This window comes from Sphingopyxis sp., assembly GCF_050725655.1.
GTDB lineage: Bacteria > Pseudomonadota > Alphaproteobacteria > Sphingomonadales > Sphingomonadaceae > Sphingopyxis.
In genome coordinates, this window is record NZ_JBOHHT010000047.1 from 1 (window position 1) to 22,695 (window position 22,695).

Here is a 22,695-nt window from a genome sequence, read left to right on the forward strand (position 1 = left end):
ATCTGGTACGTGAGCACCGGAAGCACGGGAAATTGCCATTTGCAGACCGCCATGGGCTGAATGTCGATTGGTCCTAGAGAAGGGGATGGATCAGTTGGTCCCCCACCGCGCCGATGACGATTCCGGCGCCGCCAGCCGCCAGGAAAAGCAGCTCCTGCGAAAGGTCCAGAAACTTCAAACGATGCATCTGGATCCATTTGAGGATGACGGGAGGAATTTCCATCAGTCCCACGGCAAGAACGAGGCCCAGAACACCACCCAGCGCAAAGCCCGCGGGTCCGGCAATGCAGAACCACGCCAGTTTCGCAAGACTGGCCTGAAAGGTCGCCTTGATGTGCCCGGTTGCGGTCAGTGTCTCGTTGCCGCTGTACGATGCCAGCGCGAATAACGGGGCGATCGCCAGTATCTGCAGGTAGATGGCCGACGCCGCGTACCGGGGGTCGTACAGCACCGCAATAACCAGCGGCGCACAGCCGATGAGGCCGCCCGCGGCGAAGCAGTAAAATAGCGAAGGCAGGCGCCGCTTTGCGTAGAATAGCGCCCGGAGGTTTTCTTCCCCGTCGCGCCACGCTTGCGAATAGGTGGGAAACAGCACGCGACTGGCATAGGCGGTGGTAAAGGCGAGCGGGGCGGCGGCCAGATTGCCGGCGAGAATATAGAAGCCAAAATCGTCGAGGGACATCAACCTCCCCAGCGCGAATTTGTCGCCCTGCAGCAGCAGCAAGGTAATGATGCTGGAGCCGGTCACGAAGCGCGCAAAGCCCCAGAGTTCACGGACATATAGGCTGTCGAGAGCAGGTTTACGCAGGGAATTCGGGAAAAGCACATAGCTGAGCAGCGTTTTGAATGCGCTTCCGGCGAGCATGCTCACCAGAATGGCCCAATAGCTTCGCCAGAGATAAGCGAGGATGAAAGAGAGCGAAATCTGCAATACGAGCACAGCGATCTCGATCAGCGAGAGCTTCAACACCTTCCGGTGCCGCAGTGCGGTCAGCAGCGTGAGCGACGCGGCGCCTTCGATCACGAAGAAGAAGGCCGAGATCGCGATGACGGACGTCAGTTCCGGCTTGCCGAACAGACCGGCGATGGTCGGGGCGAGCACGAACACGGCGCAGGTGAGGATAGCCGACCGCAGCACGGCCATCGTCCATATCGTGTCGAGGAAGCGGCGCTTGTCGCCATCGGGATGTCGCACGACGAATGCCTGGAAGCCAAGATCGGACACCATGCTGAAAGCGAAGACGATTGACGCGATGACCCCCGCAATACCGAACACTTCGGGGACTAGAAGACGTGTGAGAACCACGCTGCTGAACGCGCGCAGAAGATTGGCCAGAACCACCGATATTACGACAATATTGGTGTCCCGAAGCACCAGCTGTCGCAGCCTGCGCGCGGGCGAAGCCTGGGACGGCGCGGAGATTTCGGCCAGCGTGGACGAAGGCGTTGGCGTCATTCTTTGCCGTTTCGCAAGGTGGCTTCATAGCATTCGATCAACCGGGCGCCGACCGTTTCGATGGAAAAGGCGGCGGCGCAATGCCGCATCCCATTCTCTGCTACCCGGGCGGCAATCTCCGGATGATCGAACATCCATCCAAGGCGCTGGGCCAGCGCGTCTGGATCGCCGACGGGTGTCAGGAAGCCGGTTTCCCCGTGTCGGATGATCTCGTCGATGCCGGGCCAGTCGGTGGAGATCATCGGACTCCCCGCGGCGAGCCCTTCCAGAAGAGCGTAAGGGAAGTTTTCCACCCTCGAAGCCAACACCGTGACGAATGCCTTCCGGCGCAATCGGGCTACTTCGGGTGGATCCAGCGTCCCGGTGATCTCGATCCGTCGAGCGGTTTCCGGTGAAAGATTGGCGCTCGCATATTCCTCGAAATCCGCGAGATGTCCCGGCCCCGTCTCAATGCCGATCCGGGGACCGACCAGGGTCAGCCGGGCGTCGGGATAGCTATGCAGCACCCGTTCGAAGGCGAGGAGCATTGTGTCTGCCCCTTTCCAGTAATCGAAACGGCCAATCATCAGGATGCGGTTGCGGTCGCAGTCTCTCAGGTTCCAGCGGTCTCCGTACGGCAGCACGCGAATGGGATTTGGAATTACCGCATCATAATCTTTTGATGTGCGCCGATAGTTTTCACAGGTCATTCTCATCATCGCGCGGGTCGGGGCGGTGAGCGTGAGAGAAGATCGGACCGCGCGGCCCTCGGTCTGGCGACGCTGCAGGTCGTTCAGTCTTTCTCTGAAGGTTCGGGGTTTGGGGGGCTTCAGGAAATGGGGACCATGGAGGCGCGTGACGACCGGAACGCCGGTTAGCCGCCGCACGATGTGCGACCAGCCAAAGCTCTCTTCCATTTCAAGAATGTCGATCGGGTCGATGCGATGCGCGGCCCGGACTTGTGCAGCGAGCAACCGGCCAACACCTGGCAAACCGCCATGATAGGTATCGAGCCGCCGCGACATGCGCCGCTGCAAACGGTCGAAGCCGCCGAGTTCCTCCATCGGCGCGAGCAGGGGCAGGTCGACGCCGCCGCTTGGATGAAGCCGTCCGCCGGACAGGATCGTGACCTTGTGCCCCTCGCCGATAAGGTGATCCCTTATCGTAGAGACATAGCTGACGATCCCGTTCGCCGCCCCCGCAGGTGGCCAAGTGGGCGAGTAAAGTGCGATATGCACTGATGTTTTCCCCGAGAGTTTCGGTCTCCCAATTTAGCCTTGGCTCTCTTTTCTGTCGACTATGAGAACTCCCAAGGTGATTTCCCCGGCTTGCCCGCAAATCCGCGAGCGTGTCTCATATAGGGCGACAATCCTGCCTCCATATGTCGTGGTGATGAGCAGGCAGGTCGACGTGAACGAGACAGGAATGCATGTACTTAACTTGACCGATCTGGGCGAATATCGGTGCTTTGACGCCGATCAATGCCGCGCGGCCGGTGATGTCTGGGCAGAGCAGTATCGGGCGAACCAGCCCTTTCCGCATATCGTTCTGGACGATTTTCTCGATCCCGACTTCCTCCGCGCCGTGGCCGCCGAATTTCCCGACAACGACGGGCAAAGCTGCTTCATGCGCGAGCAGGAGCGATTGAAGTTCCAGTTTCGTCCGGATCAGTGCCGGGGGTCGTTGACGCGGATTTTGTTCGCGGAGCTCAATTCGCGAGCCTTTTTGGCTTTCCTGTCGGAGATGACCGGCATCGAAGGATTGATCGCGGATCCCTATCATGCCGGCGCCGGGCTGCATGAAACCAAGCGGGGCGGCCATCTCAGCATTCATGCAGACTTTCCCCGTCACAAGGAAATGGGAGTAAACCGGCGGCTCAATCTGCTGATCTATCTCAACGAGGACTGGCGGGAGGAATATGGCGGCGCGCTTGAACTGTGGGACAAGGGCATGCGTGCGGCCACGCGCCGAATCATGCCGGTGTTCGGCCGCGCCGTAATATTCTCGACTGATCGCGACACATTCCATGGCCATCCAGACCCGCTTACTTGCCCGGATGATCGTTCGCGCCGCTCGATCGCGACCTATTATTATACGGCTCTCGCTAACGATCAGGGCCTGATCGAGCGGACCACGGATTTTCGCCAGCGCCCGGGAAGCGCGGACAAGCGCGATTGGCGGGTCATACTGCAACATATGAAAGCCGACTGGCTGCCGCCCGCGCTGCAACGGCGAAGGAACGGGTGACGTCATGCCGAGGGGGATTGGCATCGGGGGAGGCAACCGATGATTATCGCAGTCCTATGCTTATGTGCGGCCGCCCTAGTTGCGATCCTCGCGCTGGAGTGCCTGCTTGGCGCCAAGCGGCAGAGCTCGCTCGTCACGCACGAGACGAAGAGGCCCTGTTTCACCGTGCTGATGCCGGCGCATGATGAGGCGCGTGGTATCGCCACGTCGATCCAGGCCGTAATGATGCAGCTGCAAGCCTCCGACACTCTATTGGTGGTCGCGGACAATTGCAGCGACGAGACTGCGCCTGTCGCTCGTGCAATGGGGGCGCAGGTAATCGAACGCGTCGATCCATCGCTGCGCGGCAAGGGCTATGCACTGGAATTCGGCCGCGCCCATCTGCGCGGCAAACCGGGTGACGTGGTCATCGTGCTGGATGCGGATTGCATCGCGGAACCGGAGGCGCTGGCGCGTATCGCCACCGTCTGCTCCGCGCAGGACGCAGTGGTGCAGGGCGCCTATCTGCTGGTTCCCGGGCCGGATGCATCCGCGAAGGTACGCATCTCCTGTTTTGCTTTCCTGATCAAGAATCTGGTCCGCCAGCGTGCACTCGGCCGGCTCGCCGGTGCAGCGCTGTTGCAAGGCTCTGGCATGGCATTCCCGCGCCGGATTTTCGACAGCGTCGAATGGAAGGCGGATTCGCTCGTCGAGGATCTCGACATGGGGGTCGATCTGTTACTTGCGGGGGAACAGGTTGTTTTCGACGACTCGGCTCTATTCTTCAGCGATGCGAGTTCCGATTCCGGCACCGCCAGTCAGCGCCGACGTTGGGAGCATGGCATGCTGAGTTCGATAACTCGCCACGTCCCGGCCTTGCTCCACCGCGCGCTGGGGAGAGACCGTCGACTGGCGTGGATGGCGCTCGACCTGATGATCCCGCCGACGGTCATGTTGCTGGCCGGCTCGGTGCTGATGCTGGCCCTCGCCACGGCCGTATCGGGGATGGCCTTGCCGACCCTGCTACTGGTCCTGACACTGATCCTGCTTGGCGCTGGTCTTGCGCGCGCATGGAGAGCCGAAGGACGCGCCATTCTGCCCATGCGCAGCATCGCGCAAATTCCGGCGTACATATTCTGGAAGCTGCCCATTGCCGCCCAATTCGTTCTTCGCCGCGAAAGGCATTGGGTGCGTACGGAGCGCGAACCGTGAGTGACACGCTGACCCACACGACCGCGTCGTCGGACAAAGTCGGTTTCGTGATTATCGGCCGCAACGAAGGCCGCCGGCTGGCAACCTGCATCGACAGCGTTTTGAAGGAAACGCCGTTGGCCGTTTATGTCGATTCCGGCTCGGTCGATGGCAGCTGCGATCTTGCCAGCAGGCGCGAGTTGCCGGTGGTCGATCTGGACCCCGCGCGGCCGTTCACCGCTGCGCGTGCTCGCAATGCCGGAGCGGCATGGTTGATGGAGCATCGCTCCGAATTGCAATATCTCCATTTCATCGATGGCGATTGCGAACTGATCCCGGGCTGGCTCGAAGCGGCGTTGGACGCGATGCGCGCGGAACCCGATCTGGCGTCGGCATGCGGGCGGCGGCGCGAACGTTCTCCCCATGCCAGCCCCTATAACCAGCTATGCGATCAGGAATGGAACACGCCGGTCGGGATCGCCGAAACCTGTGGGGGGGACGCGCTGTTCCGGGTCGAGCCCTTCAAGCAGGTGAATGGGTTCTCGGAAGATCTGATCGCCGGGGAAGAGCCCGATCTCTGCCACCGTATTCGCCTCAATGGTTGGCGTATCCGGCGCATCGACCACGATATGACCATTCATGATGCCGCGATGACCAAGTTCGGGCAATGGTGGCAGCGCAGTCGTCGCAGCGGTTATGCGACGGCAGAGGCATACAGTCGCCGCGGAAGGTACGAACCCCTGCTGCGTCGTCAGGTCGCCAGCAATATGTTGTGGGCGCTTCCGATCCTCTGGCCGCTCTGGCCTCTCCTTTGGTTCCGGGTTTATCTGAGCGGTGGTCCGCTACAGGCCAGTTTTATCACGCTGGGCAAGTTGCCACACCTGCAGGGACAGATCGATTACTGGCGCCGCCGCCGCCGGCTTATCGAGTATAAATGATCGGCGACGGGATGCCCCATTCCCTATTTTTACCACATGATTTGCCTACGGAGTTGTTGAAGTAGCTGCGTGTCCGCTTCCGGCATACGATGTGTTCAAAGGAGAACACCATGGCGGGAACGGTGCCGCTCATCGAGCCCAGATCAATCGAGATCGTGTCGCAGCGCAAGCCGCGCAGCATTTTGATCGGCCGCGAAACCCTGTTGGGGGAATGCGGCAGGATGTTGATCGACCAGCAGCACGAGATCGTGGCTGTCGTCGCGCCGGAAGGACCGGCAGCCGCTTGGGCACGCCGCTCCGGAGTACCCCATTTTTCGCGGTCGAAGGATCTCCTTGATGCCGGGCTCGAGCCGGTGGATTATCTGTTCAGCATCACCAATCTCGCTGTCCTGCCGGCGGAGGTTCTGGCGATCGCCTCACGTGCGGCGATCAATTTTCATGATGGTCCGTTGCCGGCCTATGCCGGGCTCAATACGCCGAGCTGGGCGCTGCTGGCCGGTGAACCCGATCATGGCGTGACCTGGCATCTTATGACCGACGACGTCGATTGCGGCGACGTTCTCGCCAGCGAGGCCATCGCTATCGAGGACGGCGAGACGTCGCTATCGCTCAATGCGAAATGTTTCGAGGCTGGTTTACAGACCTTTGCCGCGCTCGCGGCAGATCTGGAAGCCGCGCTGACGTGCCGTCAGCCGATGCCGAGCCCTCCTTTCCTCTTCTTTGGCAAGGAAGCAAGACCTGCGGCTGCCGCGACGATCGACTGGCATGCGCCTGCGGAAGAGATCGCCCGGCAGGTGTCGGCGCTCGATTTCGGCGGCTATCGCAATCCGCTCGGTATTTCGAAGGCCCTGCTTGGCGACCGGTTGCTGCTGGTGCACGGCGTGACGCTGCTCGACAGTTGCAGCGGCGCCGCGCCGGGCACTGTCGTCGAGGGCGGCGAGGCTGCAATCGTCGCCACGGGAAGCCGCGATCTCCGGCTTGACCGGTTCACGGGCCTCGACGGCGAGCCGCTGCCGCCGTCGGTCCTGCGGACGGGGGCGAGCTTCACATCGTTGGAAGGCGAGCGTCAGACCACGCTGGGCACGCTCGACAGCGCGGCAGCACGATATGAAGGCTGGTGGCATCGCCGCCTTGCGACGCGCGATCCGTTGTTGCTGCCCCAGTTCCAGGCGAAGGGGGCAAGCGAGGGCGTCACGCATAGCGTTGCGGAGCATTCGGTTCGGGCGGACCGGACGGCTTGCGATCTGCTGGCGGCCTGGGTTGCCTATCTCGGCCGTGTTGCTGATCGCGACACCGTCGATATCGGTTACGTCGATCAGGTCTATCTATCGCGGCTCGAGGATGTGGGGGCTTGGTTCGCCGACCAGATACCGCTGCAGGTCGCGATCGACTGGCAGCAGCCGCTGAGCGTTTTTGCCGACCGGCTGGCGAATGAGATCGGCACGATGCACATGGGCGTCGCGATCGCGCGCGATCTGGTCGCACGCATGCCCGATCTGCGCGGTTCTGCAAGCTTTGCCTATCCCGTCTCCGTCCAGCTGGTCGATCAGCTGGATCGGGTCGTTGCGCCAAAGGGCGCCGCGCTGCATCTGGCAATCGCCAGCGATGGCAGCGCCTGCCGGCTGATTTACGATTCCGAGCGGATCGACGATGCTGCGGTTGCCGATCTTTGGGCCGGGTTCGAAACGATGCTGACATCGCGCGATGCGGCGCCTGAAACCCCGCTGGGCAGCCTTTCCCTGCTCGACGACGCGGAATATCACCGCGTGATCCGGGCATGGAATACCGAAACCGGCAAAACGGCTGCCGTCACGGGTGTCCATCACATGATCGCGGAGCAGGCGCGCCTTACGCCGGACCGTACTGCGGTGACCGCCCGCGGCCGCAGCCTGACCTATGCGGAACTCGACGAGCAGGCGAACCGCATGGCCCGCTATCTTCACGGGCTCGGTGTCGGGCCGGATATATTGGTCGGCCTCAACGTCGAACGTTCGGTCGAGATGGCAGTCTGCGTGCTGGCGATCCACAAGGCTGGCGGGGCCTATGTTCCGCTCGATCCTGCCTATCCGCGCGACCGGCTGGCGCATATGATTTCGGATTCCGGCATGCCGGTCATCGTCACCCAGTCTTCGCTGATCGGCGATCTGCCGCCTGCCGAGGCGCGCGTTGTCTGCATCGATCATTTGGCCGGCGAACTCTCGGCTCTGTCCGCCGACCCCTTCGACGGTGGCGCGACCGGCAAGAATCTCGTCTATGTGATCTACACCTCGGGCTCGACCGGTCTGCCGAAAGGCGTGATGATCGAGCATCGAAACCTGGTCAATTTCTTCGCCGGGATGGACCGCCAGCTGGAACCGGACGGCGTCTGGCTAGCCGTGACGAGCCTGAGTTTCGACATCTCGGTCCTCGAGGTCTGCTGGCCGCTGACGCGGGGTTATCATGTCGTGATCGCCACCGAGCGCGAAGTTCGCGGCGATGTCGTCTCGCGCGAAGGCGGCAAGGCACCGCAGTTCAGCCTCTTCTATTTCGCCAGTTCGGATAGCACGAACGCGGCGGATCAATATCGCCTGCTGATGGAAGGGGCTCGCTTCGCCGACGCCAACGGGTTCGAGGCCGTGTGGACGCCCGAGCGGCATTTCCACGCCTTTGGCGGTCCCTATCCCAATCCCGCTGTCATTTCCGCCGCGCTGGCGGCGTCGACCTCCCGCCTGAAAATCCGGGCGGGAAGCGTCGTTGCCACGCTGCACCATCCAGCGCGGATCGCCGAGGAATGGGCGCTGGTCGACAATCTGTCGGGCGGCCGCGTGGGCATAGCTTTCGCTTCGGGCTGGCAGCCGAACGATTTCATCTTCAATCCCGATAATTTTGCCGACCGGAACGGCGCGCTGAAACGCTGCATGGACGACGTCCGCGCGCTATGGCGCGGCGAAACGCGCAGTTTCCCGGGACCGCTTGGCGAGGTCGAACTGCTGACCTATCCCCGTCCGGTACAGCCCGAGCTGCCGGTCTGGATCACGTCGGCGGGCAATGTCCAAACCTTCGAGGAGGCCGGCCGTTCGGGCGCCAATGTCCTGACCCATCTGCTGGGGCAGAATGTCGAGGAAGTCGGGAAGAAGGTCGCCGCCTATCGTCGCGCGCGGTTCGAAGCCGGTCATACGGGCGAGGGCCATGTCACGCTGATGCTGCATAGTTTCGTCGGCGAAAATGCCGATCAGGTCCGCTCGATCGTGCAGCGCCCATTAACCGAATATCTGCGCACGTCGACCAACCTTCTGAAGCAATATGCCTGGTCGTTCCCGACCTTCAAGCGTCCGGTTGGCGCCGAAGCCGGCAACGAGCTGGACCTGTCGGGCCTGAGCGACGCGGAAACCGACGCGCTGCTCGACCATGCCTTCGACCGCTATTTTGAAACCAGCGGCCTGTTCGGGACGCCGGAAGATTGCCTGCCGCTGATCCGCAGCCTCCGCGGCATCGGCGTTGACGAGATCGGCTGCCTCGTGGACTTCGGTGTCGATACGGACACGGTGCTCGCGAGCTTGCCTGCGCTCGATCGCTTGCGCCAGCTTTCCACTGCCGAAGCGGAAGAGGCCGAAAACACTTTGCCTGAACTGATGGTGCAGCACGGCGTGACGCATCTTCAGTGCACGCCATCGTTGCTCAACGTACTGGCCAGCGACGGTGCGGCCCGACCGCATCTGGCCGAACTGAAACGCCTGATGGTCGGGGGGGAAGCCTTCCCCCCGCATCTGGCTCGCGACATGTTTTCGCTCGTCGATGGTGCGGTCATGAATATGTACGGCCCGACGGAAACGACCATCTGGTCGACAACGCATTCGTTGGGTGCGGAAGATGACGCACCGCCGCTGGGGCGGCCGCTGCTCAACCAGCAAGTCTATATTCTGGACCGGCGGATGCAGCCCGTCCGTCCCGGCACGCCCGGCGAGTTGATCATTGCCGGCGACGGCGTGGTCCGCGGCTATCTCAACCGGCCCGAACTCACCGCGGATCGTTTCATTGCCGATCCGGTCGCATCGTCGGGGCGCGCCTATCGCACCGGCGATCTGGTGCGGCAGCGCCAGGACGGCGCGCTGGAGTTTCTTGGCCGGCTTGATCATCAGGTGAAGGTACGCGGTTACCGCATCGAACTCGGCGAGATCGAGGCGCGGCTTGCCGAACATCCCGACGTGATCGAAGCGGTCGTTGTGGCGCATCGCGCCGCCGGGGCCGTCGATGCCCGGCTGATTGCCTATCTGGCGGCGGTAAACGGGCTGTTGTCGAACGACGCATTGCGGGACCATCTGCGGGCAAGCCTGCCGGAATTCATGGTGCCGTCGAGCTTCATCCAGATCGATGCCCTGCCGCGGACACCCAACGGCAAAGTCGATCGCAAGGCGCTGCCCGATCCCGAAAGCATCGTGATCGAGATCGCGGCCAGCCAGGCTTCCGAACCGGCCAGTGGGCTGGAGGGGCAAATACAGGCTGTATGGTGTGAGCTGCTCGGCTTGCCTCGCGTCGGGTTGCGCGAGAATTTCTTCGATCTGGGCGGGCATTCCCTGCTCGCTGTGCAACTCCATCGCCGTCTGTCTGCCGTTTCGGAAAAGCCGGTCTCGTTGACCGATATTTTCCGCTTTCCGACCGTCGCTACGCTTGCTGCGCATCTGTCGGTTTCGCAGCCACAAGTTGCGGCGGCGCGCGAAGGGCAGGACCGGGCGAGCAACCGGCGCGCCGCGCTTCAGCGTCGCGGGGCGGCGCGCGCGCTCGCGAGGAACTGAGCGATGGAACAGAACCATGGCCCGCTCGACTTGGGTGACGGACCGGAGTTTCCGGAAACGGCGATCGCCATCGTCGGCATGTCCTGCCGTTTCGCACAGGTGCGGGGGATCGACGAATATTGGGACCTGCTCCGCAATGGCCGGGAAGCGATCGAAACCTATTCGGAAGATGAACTGATTGCGGCGGGCGTCAGCCCGGCCTTGCTGCGCAACCGCAATTATGTGCGGCGCGGCGCCCCGCTGGGGGACATGGAATGTTTCGACGCGACGCTGTTCGGACTCAGCCCGCGCGACGCGGCGATCATGGATCCCCAGCACCGCCATTTTCTGGAATGCACGTGGGAAGCACTCGAAAATGCGGGCCACACGCCGCAGCGCTTCGACGGTGTTATCGGCGTCTATGCCGGGTCCGGGCACAATGCCTATATGCCGTACAACCTGCTGACCAATTCCAAGCTGGTCCGCGATGTCGGCCTGTTCCTGCTCAGGCACACCAGCAACGACAAGGACTTCCTGACGACGCGCGTCTCTTATCTGTTCGACCTCAAGGGGCCGAGCATCAATGTGCAAACCGCCTGTTCGACCTCGCTCGTGTCGATCCATATGGCTGCGCAGAGCCTGCTCAACGGCGAATGCGACATGGCGATCGCCGGGGGCTCGTCCATCGAATTGCCGCACCGGCACGGCTATCTCTACGAAGAAGGAGAGATACTCTCCCCCGACGGACATTGCCGCCCGTTCGACGCGGAATCGCAGGGCACGGTCTTCGGCAGCGGCGTGGCGGTGCTCGTGCTGCGGCGGCTGGCCGATGCCGTCGAGGCGGGCGATCACATCTATGCCGTGCTCCGCGGATCGGCGATCAACAACGATGGGGCCGGCAAGGTCGGCTATCTGGCACCCAGCGTCGACGGCCAGGCAAAGGTCATCGCCGAGGCGCTGGCGATGGCGGATGTCGATGCCGGCTCGATCAGCTATGTCGAGGCCCATGGCACGGGCACGCCGGTCGGCGATCCGATCGAACTGGCTGCGCTGACGGAGGCTTTTCGCCAATCGACCGATGGCGTCGGCCATTGCGCCATCGGCTCGGTAAAGGGGAACATCGGTCATACCGACACGGCCGCCGGCGCGGCGGGGCTGATCAAGGTTGCGCTTGCCATGCACAATGGTGAGCTGCCCGCATCGCTGAATTTCGAGGCGCCCAATCCGGCGCTGGCGCTGGAAGGCAGCCCGTTTCGGGTGCAGGCCGCACATACGCCATGGACCGCGTCGCCCGCTGGTGCCGCGCGCCGTGCGGGTGTCAGCTCGCTGGGCGTCGGCGGCACCAACGCACATGCGATCCTCGAAGAAGCGCCTCCGCGCCCGGCGAGCGGCCCGAGCCGCCGCCGCCAGCTGCTGCTTTGCACGGCCAAGTCGCCCGCGGTCGTTCGGACGAACGCCGCGGCCTTGGCAGATTTCCTGGAAGCCCGCCCGCACAGTGGCTTGTCCGATACGGCCTTCACGCTGGGTATCGGTCGCCAGCATCTGTCACACCGGCGTTTCGCCGTCGCCGGCTCGGGCGAGGAAGCCGTCGGCCGCCTACGCGAAATTGCGGGGCAGGATGCGCCCCCGCCCAAACATATGGCGGATCGTCCGGTGGCGTTCATGTTCTGCGGCGCGGGGCCGCAGCACGCCGATATGGCTCGCGGCCTTTATGAGACAGAAACGTTATTCCGACAGGCTGTCGACACGGGTCTGTCCATTCTCGATCGCATGGGCGTTCGGGATGTGCGCCGTTGGCTATTCCCAAGCGAGGCCGACAGGGCGCGGGCCGTGACTGAATTGGAGCGTCCTTCCGTCGCACTGCCCGCGCTGTTCCTCATCCAGACGTCGCTCGCGCGACTGTGGATGTCCGTCGGCATCCAGCCATCCGCGATGATCGGCCACAGTTCGGGTGAATATGCTGCGGCTCATCTGGCGGGTGTCATCGATCTCGAAGCGGGGCTGCGTATCGTCACGATGCGTGGCCGCCTGTTCGAAACGATCAGCGACGGCGGCATGTTGAGCGTGCCGCTGTCCGAGGCGGACTTGCAGCCGCTTCTGCCGCCCGAATTGTCCATCGCGGCGATCAACGCGCCCGGCCTGTGCGTCGTTTCGGGCCCCGCCAATGCTATCGCGCATTTTCACGAACGGCTCGCGGATCGCGAGATCGAAGCGCAGATCGTCCGCATTTCGGTCGCGGCCCATTCGCCGATGCTGGAGCCGATCCTGCCCGAATTCCGGGCGCTGATGCGCACGATCGATTTGCGTGCGCCAATCATTCCCTTCGCGTCGAACCTGACCGGCGACTGGGCGACTGCGGACGACGTCACCGATCCCGAATATTGGGTGCGGCACCTGCGCGAGACCGTGCGCTTTACCGATGGCCTGCACCGCTTGCTCGACGATGGGGAAAAGGCGCTCCTTGAAGTTGGTCCGGGCCGCGGCATGGCCAGCCTTGCCCGTCAGCATCCGGACCGTGGACGCGAGCAGCCGGTCATCAGCTCCATGCGTCACCCCGATCAACAGGTCGAGGATGATGCCGTTTGGCTCGATGCCTTGGGACAACTCTGGGCGGTCGGCGTGACGGTCGACTGGGATGCTTTTTGGCAGGGGGAGCAACGTTTGCGCATTCCCTTGCCGTCCTATCAGTTCGAGCGCCAGCGTCATTGGTATGAACCGGGTGCGCAACTCGCGATTGCGGAGGGGGCCGAGGACGATGCCGAGCGTTCCGACGATACCGCCGAATGGCAGTATGAACCCGTCTGGACCCGTTCGTTCCTTGGTGCTTGCGGCGTGCGCGAAGGCGCCGCGCTCGTTCTGGAAGACACACAGGGGCTTGGGCGCGAGATCGCCGGTCGCCTGCGCGAAGCGGGGCGGGACGTGGTCGTTCTTCGGGCGGGAGATCGCTTCCGCCGGCTGGGGGAGGGCCTGTTTTCGGTCAACCCCGCCAGCCAGGCGGATTACGGCCGTCTGCTGGACATGCTGAGCACGGAAGGCCGGTTGCCGACGCAGATATATCACTGCTGGCTGGTCACCGGTGCCGGCCGGAAGCAACCCGACGCGCGGAAGGTGCAGGAGCTGGGCTTTTTCAGCCTGATCGCTCTTTCGCGGGAACTGGCGCACCAAATCGCCGACGAGCCGGCAGAGATCGCGCTGCTGACCGACCGGATGCAGCGCATCGGCAGTGACGGCGACCTGATCCCGTTGAAGGCCACGGTGCTGGGCGCGACGAGCGTGGTGCCCACCGAATATCCCAACCTGCATGTCCGTTGCATCGACGTCGCGCTCTCATCGCGATCGGGCGCTGTCTCGATGCTTGCCGAAGCGGCTGTGAACGAGCTGGCCGCCGACTGGTCGGAACGCGTCATGGCCTATCGCGAAGGAGAGCGTTGGGTACGGGAATTCAGGCAGGTTCCCGCTGCACAGGCGGGTGGGAAGGCCCGGGTTCCGGCGCTCCGCCCAGGCGCCACCTATCTCGTGACCGGCGGTCTCGGCGGCCTCGGGCTCACCATCGCGCGGCATCTTGCAGAGCAAGCCGGCGTCCGTATCGCCCTGTTGGGTCGTTCGGCGCTGCCGCCGCGCGCACGATGGGCGGAGATCCTTGCCGACGACGCTGCCGATCCGATCGCGCAAGACCGTATCCGCAAGGTTATGGCGTTGGAAGCCTCCGGCGCGATAGTCGAACTCGTTGCCGCCGACGTCGGCAATGCGCATGCTATGCGTGACGCCATTCGCCAGATCACGGCGAAACTGGGGGCGATCACGGGGGTGTTCCATGCCGCTGGCGCTCTCGACGACGCGCTGATCGAGACCAAGTCGCGGGCAGCCATGGAGGTCGTCCTGCGCCCCAAGGTGATGGGAACGCTGGCGCTGGAAGAAGCGCTGAAGAGTCAAAAGCCGGAATTCATCATGCTGTTCTCGTCGATCAGCGCCTTTGCCGGCCTGCCTGGGCAGGCCGATTATGCGGCGGCTAACGCCTTTCTCGACAGCTACGCGCAGGCGCGGCATGGAGAGGATGGTACGCGCGTGCTGGCCGTCGGTTGGAGTCAGTGGCGGGAAGTCGGGATGGCGGCGGCGCTAGGCGGCGGCGGCGCCGACGGGCTGGCCGATAAGCTACCCGACGGCAAAACGGTCGATCATCCCTTCCTCGAAAGCCTGCACGTCATTTCGCCGGACGAGTTCGTCGTTTCGGCCACGCTTTCGCCGGAACGACACTGGCTGTTGGACGAGCACCGGCTGGTAGGTGCGGGGACGCTGATACCCGGTACAGGCTTTCTCGAAATCGCAAGAGCCGCATATGGGCTCGTCAATCCCGGAGCGGTCATCCTGTCCGACGTCAAGTTCCTCACGCCTTTCGCGGTTCAGGATGGAGACGAGCGTGCGCTGCGCGTACATCTGAAACGGCGACTTGGCGAAGACTGGAGCTTCGCGATACTCGGTCGGCCACTGGATGCCGCCGCGCTGGCATGGGTGGAACATGCCAGCGGGCAGGTATCGGCGGCCGGCCTGCTTGCCGTACCGGACCCGATGAACATCGCCGGGCTCGAGGATCGCTGCGCCCGGGCGATCGGCGAGAAAGAAGCATCCAGTCCGGCGCTGCAATTCGGACCGCGCTGGTCGAACGTCAGGCGGGCCGCCTATGGCGAGCATGAAGCCGTGCTCCGCCTCTCCATGGATCCGGCGTTCCATGATGAATTCGACCAAGTGCTGCTCCATCCCGCGCTGCTCGACTTCGCTACCGCGGGCGCGCAATCGCTGATCCCGGAATATACCGCCGGCAAGGACTTTTTCGCACCTTTTTCTTACCGTCGGCTGGTGTTGCACGCCCCCCTGACGCCGACCATTGTCAGCCATATCCGCTATCGGGATGTGGGAGCCCACGCGAAGCTGATGGCGGTTTTCGACGTGACCGTGGCGGATGAGCATGGTCGTGTGCTGGCGGAAATCGCGGAATTTACCATGATGCGTGTGCGCGATGCCGGATTACTGCCGCTGAATGGGGACGCGCCGCTGTCCAGGCGGATCGCGAACAACAATGCCGCGCATCTCGGGCGGGTGGATGCGATCTTTCCCGAAGAGGGCCTCAAGGTGATCGATTCGCTGTTGGAAGGGCATGCCCGTCCCCAGGTGATCGTCTCGCCATCGGACCTCAATGCGGCGCTGGCGCGGCTTCGCGCGCCGACGCGTGTTCCCAGAAAGGATGTCGCTGCGGATAGCGGCGATGGCGCCCTCGATTTGCCGGTAACGGAAATGGAGCAGGTGATCGCAGAACTTTGGTCGGAGCTTCTGGGTGTGCAGCCGGTTTGCCGGAATGACGATTTCTTCGATCTGGGTGGTCATTCATTGCTGGCCGTTCAGTTCACCAACCGGTTGCGCAAAAAGACCGGCAGGGTCCTGCCGCTGGCGGCGTTGCTCGACGCGCCCACCGTTGCATCGCTGGCCAGGGAACTGGATCCCGGCGGTGCCGATCCGGCTGCAGAATCCTGCAATTTGACGGCGGATACAGTCGGTTTGACCATTCGTGACGTGGTGACCATTCGAAGTGGAGGCAGCGAGACGCCCATCTTCTTCGTTCATGACGGGTTGGGCGAAACATTGCTTTATCGCGGGCTTGCCCTGCGGCTCGATCCGAACCGCCCGATCTACGGTATCGAGCCGCTGAAAAATGCGGCGGGCGGTTACGCTCATACGCAAATTCACGAGATGGCCGTCAATTATATTCAGCGCGTTCAGGCGGTTCAACCGCACGGCCCCTATTTGCTGGCGGGATTGTGCGCGGGCGGCGTCATCGCTTTCGAAATGGCGCGCCAGTTGCAGGATGCGGGAGAAAGGGTTGCCTTTGTCGGGATCATTGATGCTGCCGATGTGGCGGCTGCGAAACGGCGGTTCTACATCGCGCGTGCGAGATTTGGCCGTGTCCATTCGCTGCTTCAGGAGGAACGGATGACAAGCCTCGTCCCCGCTCTCGCGCGCAAGGCGGTCAACACGGTCCGCTGGGAAATGGAATCGCGCATGGCGAAGGCTCGCGATCGGCGAACCGTGCAGAAGCTGCGCATGGCCAACGTCGCTCCGGCGAACGACGGTGGAGGCGGTCGCGATCCCGCAATTTCTTTCCTGAAACTTTATGAAGTGGCGCACACATGTCACCGCCCCCAGGGTCTCTTCGCCGACGGCAGCGTTGTTCTCTTTAAGGCCGGCAGCGGCAATGGCGACGTCGACGACATGCCTTATCAGCAAATCTACGGCGACGTGGCGTTGGGCTGGGGACGGCGGGTGGCTGACCCGATCGCGCTCGTTCCGGTGCCGGGGGGGCACAGCAGCGCGCTACAGGAACCCCATGTCGGTGTGCTGGCTCCGCTATTCCAGAGCGCCGTCGATTGCGCGATGGACCGGGCGGATATGGACCAGGCTGGTGACAGAGGCGTGCCCGATGGCCACAATATCGTGGCCGCGGAATGAGCGCGGCCCCACCCAATTCGCATCGGCAGGAAACAGTCGACATTGTCATCGTCAACTACCGCACCGGCACGCTCGTCGTACAGTGCCTTGAAAGTATCGAGGAAGATCGGGGCCAATGTCCGGGCCTGCGGGTGATCGTCGTCGACAATGCGTCCAACGACGGGTCGGCCGATCTGATCGACCAGGTTATCCAATCGCGCGACTGGAACTGGGTTACCTTGATGCGGTCTACGGAAAACCGTGGTTTCGGTGCAGGCAGCAATTTGGGCATTGCCTGGGCACTGGATCGGCCCAATCCCGCCGACCTGATCTGGCTTCTCAACCCCGATACGCGGGTCATCCCGGGGGCCGGCGCCACATTGGCGCGCTTCATGGCAGACCATCCCGCGGCGGGAATTGCCGGCAGCGCGCTGCTGGACGCCGACGGCAAACCTTGGCCTTTTGCCTTCCGTTTTCCGAGCCTTCTGGGAGAGATCGAACGCGGATCGCGGTTGGGTTTCATATCCCGGCTGTTGCGCGATAGCGCCACGCTACGCCGGATGGGCGATCATAGCGAAAAGGTCGATTGGGTTTCGGGGGCCAGTTTCATCATACGGCGCGAGTTGCTCGAAGACGGCATGCGGTTCGATGAAGGTTATTTCCTCTATTATGAGGAAACCGATTTCTGCCTGCATGCGAGGCGGAAGGGATGGGATTGCTGGTACGTGCCGGACGCGGTGGTGCTGCACATCGCCGGCCAGAGCACAGGTATTACCGGCAAGCAGATCAAGCTGCGGCGTTTGCCTGCCTATTGGTTCCACTCGCGCCGGCGCTATTTCCTGAAGAACCACGGACGGCTGTACGGCGTACTCGCGGATTTCAGCTGGATTTTCGCGCATGTCCTTGCGAGGGTTAAACAGATGGTGCGACATGTCGCCGATCCGGATCCGCCGAATCTGTTTCAGGATTTTATCCGTCACGCATCGTTCCTGCCCCGGCGCCGCTGACCGGCGCGATGCTTAGCGGGTTCGCCACAGGGAGGTCCGATACCGTCCTTCGCAGGCAGGGCCTCGATGCACGACGTTTGCCATCTCCGCCCCACAGCTTTCCGATGTGGCTGATCGATACCGAGAATTTTGAACCGCAATCCCTGGAGGATCTGCTTTCCGAAGATGAAAGAGTGGCGGCCAATCGTTTTCGCCGGCCTGACCTGCGCAACCGTTACATCGCTGCACACGGCGGCCTGCGTGTCCTGTTACGGGAACTCCACCATATTCCGCTCGATGCGCAGGCAATCGACAGAAATGGATATGGAAAGCCGCATCTGATGCAATATCCGGGGCTGCACTACAGTATCAGCTACAGCGGCCATTATGTCATGGTGGGAATTAGCGAGGGCGAACCGATCGGCGTCGATGTCGAAATTATTCGCCCGATCGAGGATGCGGCCGAGCTGATGGACATCCATTTTACCGCGGCTGAACAAGCTGAAGTCCGGAGCGGGGGGGCTCTCGGAACATGCTCCTCAAGAAAGTTTCTTGAGATATGGGTACGTAAAGAAGCCTGTCTCAAGGCTTTTGGCTGCGGCTTGAATATTCCACTGAATATCGTGGAATGCGCGCATAGAGACCAAATGACGACGGTGCAGCTAAGCGATAGCCAATTCCGCACCGGCGCCCTTCAATATTTGGGCGACCCAATCATGGCTTGGTCTTCTCGTATAAGCGTTTAATCGTAGCGCGCCTCAGCAGCGCACCATTCATTAGTGAGCGGTTGCCGCAATATCGGGGTTGGCCCGATCTTGGGGAAGCAGCCCTTCTCTGATCACGTGGGCGATCAAGTGTGCGCGATTGCGCGTTCTGGTCTTAAGTCGCACGTTCTCAACGTGTCGTTCGACGGTGCACGGCGCTATTGCCAATTCCAAGGCTGCTTCTTTGGCAGAAAGGCCAAGGGCAACGAGACGAAGCACCTCATATTCGCGGTCTGTGAGTCGAATATCCTCTGTATATCTAGACATAATATGGTCCCTCCCTCTGGCGGTAAAAAGGTAGTTAAAAAGCCATGAGTGAAATTAGAATGTCCCAAGGTTGGGGGGGGAGTCACGTGAAATTTTGTTGCGAAATTTGTCATGACGGTTAATGAAAAGGCGAGTCCCGCGATTGATGGTTAAAACTTCCCAATGTGCTCTTGACTCTCGAAAATTTCGGATTGTTCAATGACTTGTGTTTTGCGCGCCATGGCAGAGTGCAAGAAAGGCGCGAAAATCTTCGCCGATTCCTTTGCGAATTTCGGACATGCGGAATTGTTCGTCGCCAAAGGCTGTCCCAAATCGGGAAAATAAATAATAGTTCACCCCGTCGGGCCTACGGAACGATCCTTGATCGGTGTCCGGCAAGCAAAAATGCGGCCAGATTCGAATCGTGTTCGGGAGGGGCCGTCGTACTGAAGCGTGCTTCCGCTCGTCCCCTTCTGTCTCGGGACCTCTCCGATGTTGGCCTATTTTTTTCCATGGCTGCCTGTTTGCCAATCCGGCTACGAGCGGTCGGCACGCAATCGGCCCTTGCTGTCGATCAGGTCAACTTTAGACGAAAGCGGATGGCGAGGACGGGGAGACAGGCTGCGGCGCTCTCCATAAGGCCGGGGCAGTTAAGTTTTGAAAATTAATACAGAATCCTGATCATTCGGGATTCGAAAAACGATGCTTCGCTTCGCCACTTCGCCACCCACGACAGCATCTGGTTTTTCAGGATACCGCAGCCGATTGGCTTGTGCCAACGTCTTTCCTGGATGAACAATCGGGCGGGTGCGGTCGCATTCGACAGTTCCGACTATGTTCAGCGGAACAGGGGCTTGGGCGAAGCATGGGTTTTCCCGCTTTCGTACATAATGTGATGTCGCGGCGCACGCTCATCCGCGACAGCCTATCCGTTCAACCGGATTATGCCGCTTGGTTGTGGCGACGTTCGGCCGAAATCGCCGGCGGGCATTCCCCGGGTGCTGTCGTCCGGCGCGCGCGTTTCCTGTACTTGGGATGGAAGCATCAGGATCTTGTGGGTCGCTTTCTCGGTAATCGCCGGAATTCCGGACTGGGACGGCTCGTCAACGAACGCCCCGACATTCTCAATGTTCTCGTTGCGCCCTATCAATCGAGCAATTGGGACGTTCGTACGCGCCTTTGCAAACTCCATGCGCACTATGAGGCAATGGACGAATTGGGCTGGTTTTTTGACCCTCTTACAGAGCGAGAGGTCGAGCTTTGCCGGATTCCTGCCATACATCCCCAACTGCGCCTCGTTCTGGACGACGCGATCTGGTTCGCGGATGAAGGGCCGCTGGTGTTCAATCTTTTTCTGGACGACACGCGGATATTCTCGCTCGCCTTTGCGTTGCGGTTCGAGCAGGACGCGCTGATTGCGCATGTTGGCGCGGTGCAGGGTCGCAATGCCCTTGAACTGCCCGATGTCCGGGATATTTATCGCGGATTGACACATGCGGCCTTCGGAATGCGTCCGCGCGATCTTCTCATCGAAACCTTCCAGATGGCTTGCCACCATCTCGGCGTGGAACGCATTTTCCTCGTCTCGAGCGATCATCAACAGCGCCGCGATGCCCTGTTCGCTAAGGCCCGCCATGCGGTGCATGCGGACTATGACGCCATATGGCTCGAACGTGGAGCCTCGCGGCTGGACAAGTCGACATTCGAATTGCCGCTCCATGCCAAACACCGGGACGCCGTCGGCATCCCGCCGCGTAAACGCCGGCAATATGAACGTCGTTACGCCATGCTTGACAGCGCGTCGGAAAGTATCGCCGCAAAGCTGCTCGCGCGCCGGGGCGATGTTTCGACTTTCGTCAGAAAAGGGCGGCAACGTGCTGAAGAACCTGCGTAAGCGCAACCTGACCGCGCGCATTCGCCAACCCGCCGACGAATTTTGGGACCGCTATCTCGGGGTACGCACCTTCGGCTATCATCCCGGCATTGGCGGACCCGGCGAGCGCGAGTGGTACATGCACTATACCCCGTCATCCTACAAAGACGTTTTTGCCGTTCTGGACCGGGCAGGCGTCGGCCCGGACGATGTTGTAACCGATCTAGGCTGCGGACTTGGTCGTGTCGTGTTTGCAGCAGCTTACCGCGGCGCGGCGCGGGTGGAAGGCGTCGAACTGATCCCGTCGCTCATCGCCGCCGCCGAGGCCAATCTCGCGAGTAGCCGGCTAAAGCATCGCGATATCCGGTTCCATGCACGCAACGCCCTTGATCACGATCTTAGCGGGGCATCATTCTTGTATCTCTTCCATCCCTTCGGACCGGAGATATTGGGCGAGGTCATGGAAAAGGCACGTGATGACCGCCGCTCCGCCGGTAGCCGGCGTCCGCTGCGGATTGCATATGTCAATCCGATCGGTGAATCGATTCTAAACGAAGCAGATTGGTTGCGGCCCGCCGGAGATATGCCGCCCCGGCACCAATGGTTCTCAAATGCTTTACAATATCGCACAGGATTCTGGGAATCCACAGACATCTGATTTTCGTAATTCTGCGGACGTGAGGCCGACAAGGATGGCGTCGCCCCATGGTACGGGTGGAGCGTACGACCCCAGGGCGGATTACCGGAACGAGAAAAGTTCGAATAAACGGTAATTTGCATAATCAGAAATAGGCGGTTCAAACTGCCAATGGACCCCTAAGCGATCGGGATTTATGGCCTTTCGGAGTGCAACGCCCGATCTTCGATCGATATTGATCCCCCGGATGTCGGCAGGGAAGGGGTGAATATGCTTCGCTATGCCCGTATTAAACTATTCTACTTCCTAAAAGGGCTCGTTGCGCCCCATGCGCGACGAGGTCGCATGCAAGATTTCGAGCGGCTACTCCAACCATCTCCTGGAGCTCGCATTATCGATCTTGGAGGAACTCCCCATATTTGGCAGTTCGTTGACACCCCAATGAACATTACAATAGTCAACTTACCCGGATCCAATATGCGTGAAGAGATCAGCAGCCATCACACCTTCACCTACATTGAAGGAAATGCCACAAATCTTTCGGAATTTAAGGACAATCATTTCGATGTCACATTTAGCAATAGCGTCATAGAGCATGTTGGCGGACCAGAAAACGAGAAGCTATTTGCAAAAGAAGTTCGTAGATTAGCACCTTCATATTGGGTGCAAACCCCATCTGTCTGGTTTCCATTGGAGGCCCACACGGGGATTCCATTTTGGTGGTGGATTCCTAAACGAATAAAGAGCATTATGCACAAAAGATGGGAAAAAATACTTCCGGATTGGAACGTAATGGTTTCTGAAACTGTAGTAATAAAAAAATCAAATCTAAAATCATATTTTCCTGACGGTATCCTGAAAACTGAAACCATGCTCGGTATGCCAAAAAGTTACTATACTTATCGCGTGCCGCGGTAATGGCGAAAGCCTGAGAAGGACTTGTCCGAATTATGACGGCAATCGGTCGATTTCTGCCGTAGTGGATCGACGGCTGAACGGCTGTCCGCTTTTCGAAATTCGCGCCCAGAAGCAGACAGGCCGCAACCGGCTAAGAGGAGACGTTTTAGGACCAATCGACATTCAGCTCAGGGTGAGTCGAAAATGGTGGTTTTCCGTGACCCGGAGCGCAGCGTACATCTGGTACGTGAGCACCGGAAGCACGGGGAATTGC

The 22,695-nt window shown here is 61.2% G+C and carries 13 protein-coding genes; 10 read left to right on the forward strand and 3 right to left on the reverse strand.

Features of this window, described 5'->3' with window-relative positions; all coding sequences use genetic code 11:
* Positions 1-73 precede the first annotated feature (73 nt).
* Both ACREBX_RS06155 and ACREBX_RS06160 read right to left on the reverse strand, forming a co-directional pair.
* Positions 74-1,456, reverse strand: a complete 1,383-nt coding sequence (locus tag ACREBX_RS06155; protein ID WP_431560876.1) for an oligosaccharide flippase family protein — start codon at positions 1,454-1,456, stop codon at positions 74-76.
* Complete coding sequence (locus tag ACREBX_RS06160) at positions 1,453-2,673, reverse strand: glycosyltransferase family 4 protein (protein ID WP_431560877.1); 1,221 nt, start codon at positions 2,671-2,673, stop codon at positions 1,453-1,455. The genes ACREBX_RS06155 and ACREBX_RS06160 overlap by 4 nt, the downstream gene beginning before the upstream one ends.
* A gap of 154 nt (positions 2,674-2,827) precedes the next feature.
* On the opposite strand from ACREBX_RS06160, the gene ACREBX_RS06165 reads away from it, so the two are divergent.
* The 7 genes from ACREBX_RS06165 to ACREBX_RS06195 all read left to right on the forward strand — a co-directional run bounded on the left by ACREBX_RS06165 (position 2,828) and on the right by ACREBX_RS06195 (position 18,750).
* A complete protein-coding gene (locus ACREBX_RS06165) occupies positions 2,828-3,682 on the forward strand; it encodes a 2OG-Fe(II) oxygenase (protein ID WP_431560878.1) in 855 nt (284 codons plus the stop codon).
* Between the two features lie 39 nt (positions 3,683-3,721).
* Positions 3,722-4,873 carry a glycosyltransferase family 2 protein gene (locus ACREBX_RS06170; protein ID WP_431560879.1) on the forward strand — a complete coding sequence of 384 codons (1,152 nt, stop codon included), beginning with the start codon at positions 3,722-3,724 and terminating at the stop codon, positions 4,871-4,873.
* Positions 4,870-5,790 carry a glycosyltransferase family 2 protein gene (locus ACREBX_RS06175; protein ID WP_431560880.1) on the forward strand — a complete coding sequence of 307 codons (921 nt, stop codon included), beginning with the start codon at positions 4,870-4,872 and terminating at the stop codon, positions 5,788-5,790. The genes ACREBX_RS06170 and ACREBX_RS06175 overlap by 4 nt, the downstream gene beginning before the upstream one ends.
* A 110-nt stretch (positions 5,791-5,900) precedes the next feature.
* Positions 5,901-10,562 (forward strand): MupA/Atu3671 family FMN-dependent luciferase-like monooxygenase, encoded by a 4,662-nt coding sequence (locus tag ACREBX_RS06180; RefSeq protein WP_431560881.1) that lies wholly within the window; start codon positions 5,901-5,903, stop codon positions 10,560-10,562.
* 3 nt (positions 10,563-10,565) lie between these two features.
* The gene (locus tag ACREBX_RS06185; protein ID WP_431560882.1) at positions 10,566-17,039 is read left to right on the forward strand and encodes an SDR family NAD(P)-dependent oxidoreductase; all 6,474 of its coding nucleotides are present in this window, start codon (positions 10,566-10,568) and stop codon (positions 17,037-17,039) included.
* Positions 17,036-18,025: a glycosyltransferase family 2 protein gene (locus ACREBX_RS06190; RefSeq protein ID WP_431560883.1), complete on the forward strand. Its 990-nt coding sequence runs from the start codon at positions 17,036-17,038 to the stop codon at positions 18,023-18,025. The genes ACREBX_RS06185 and ACREBX_RS06190 overlap by 4 nt, the downstream gene beginning before the upstream one ends.
* A gap of 104 nt (positions 18,026-18,129) precedes the next feature.
* On the forward strand, positions 18,130-18,750 hold the full coding sequence (locus ACREBX_RS06195) for a 4'-phosphopantetheinyl transferase family protein (protein WP_431560884.1): 621 nt from the start codon (positions 18,130-18,132) through the stop codon (positions 18,748-18,750).
* A 30-nt stretch (positions 18,751-18,780) separates the two neighbouring features.
* Here the strand turns inward: ACREBX_RS06195 and ACREBX_RS06200 are convergent, their stop codons facing one another.
* The gene (locus ACREBX_RS06200) at positions 18,781-19,035 is read right to left on the reverse strand and encodes a response regulator transcription factor (RefSeq protein WP_431560885.1); all 255 of its coding nucleotides are present in this window, start codon (positions 19,033-19,035) and stop codon (positions 18,781-18,783) included.
* An 844-nt stretch (positions 19,036-19,879) separates the two neighbouring features.
* Here ACREBX_RS06200 and ACREBX_RS06205 point away from each other — a divergent pair.
* From ACREBX_RS06205 to ACREBX_RS06215, 3 genes are all read left to right on the forward strand, one after another.
* A complete protein-coding gene (locus ACREBX_RS06205) occupies positions 19,880-20,908 on the forward strand; it encodes a DUF535 family protein (protein ID WP_431560886.1) in 1,029 nt (342 codons plus the stop codon).
* Positions 20,889-21,545 (forward strand): class I SAM-dependent methyltransferase, encoded by a 657-nt coding sequence (locus ACREBX_RS06210; RefSeq protein WP_431560887.1) that lies wholly within the window; start codon positions 20,889-20,891, stop codon positions 21,543-21,545. The genes ACREBX_RS06205 and ACREBX_RS06210 overlap by 20 nt, the downstream gene beginning before the upstream one ends.
* Positions 21,546-21,794: 249 nt before the next feature.
* Complete coding sequence (locus tag ACREBX_RS06215) at positions 21,795-22,442, forward strand: class I SAM-dependent methyltransferase (RefSeq protein WP_431560888.1); 648 nt, start codon at positions 21,795-21,797, stop codon at positions 22,440-22,442.
* Positions 22,443-22,695 lie beyond the last annotated feature (253 nt).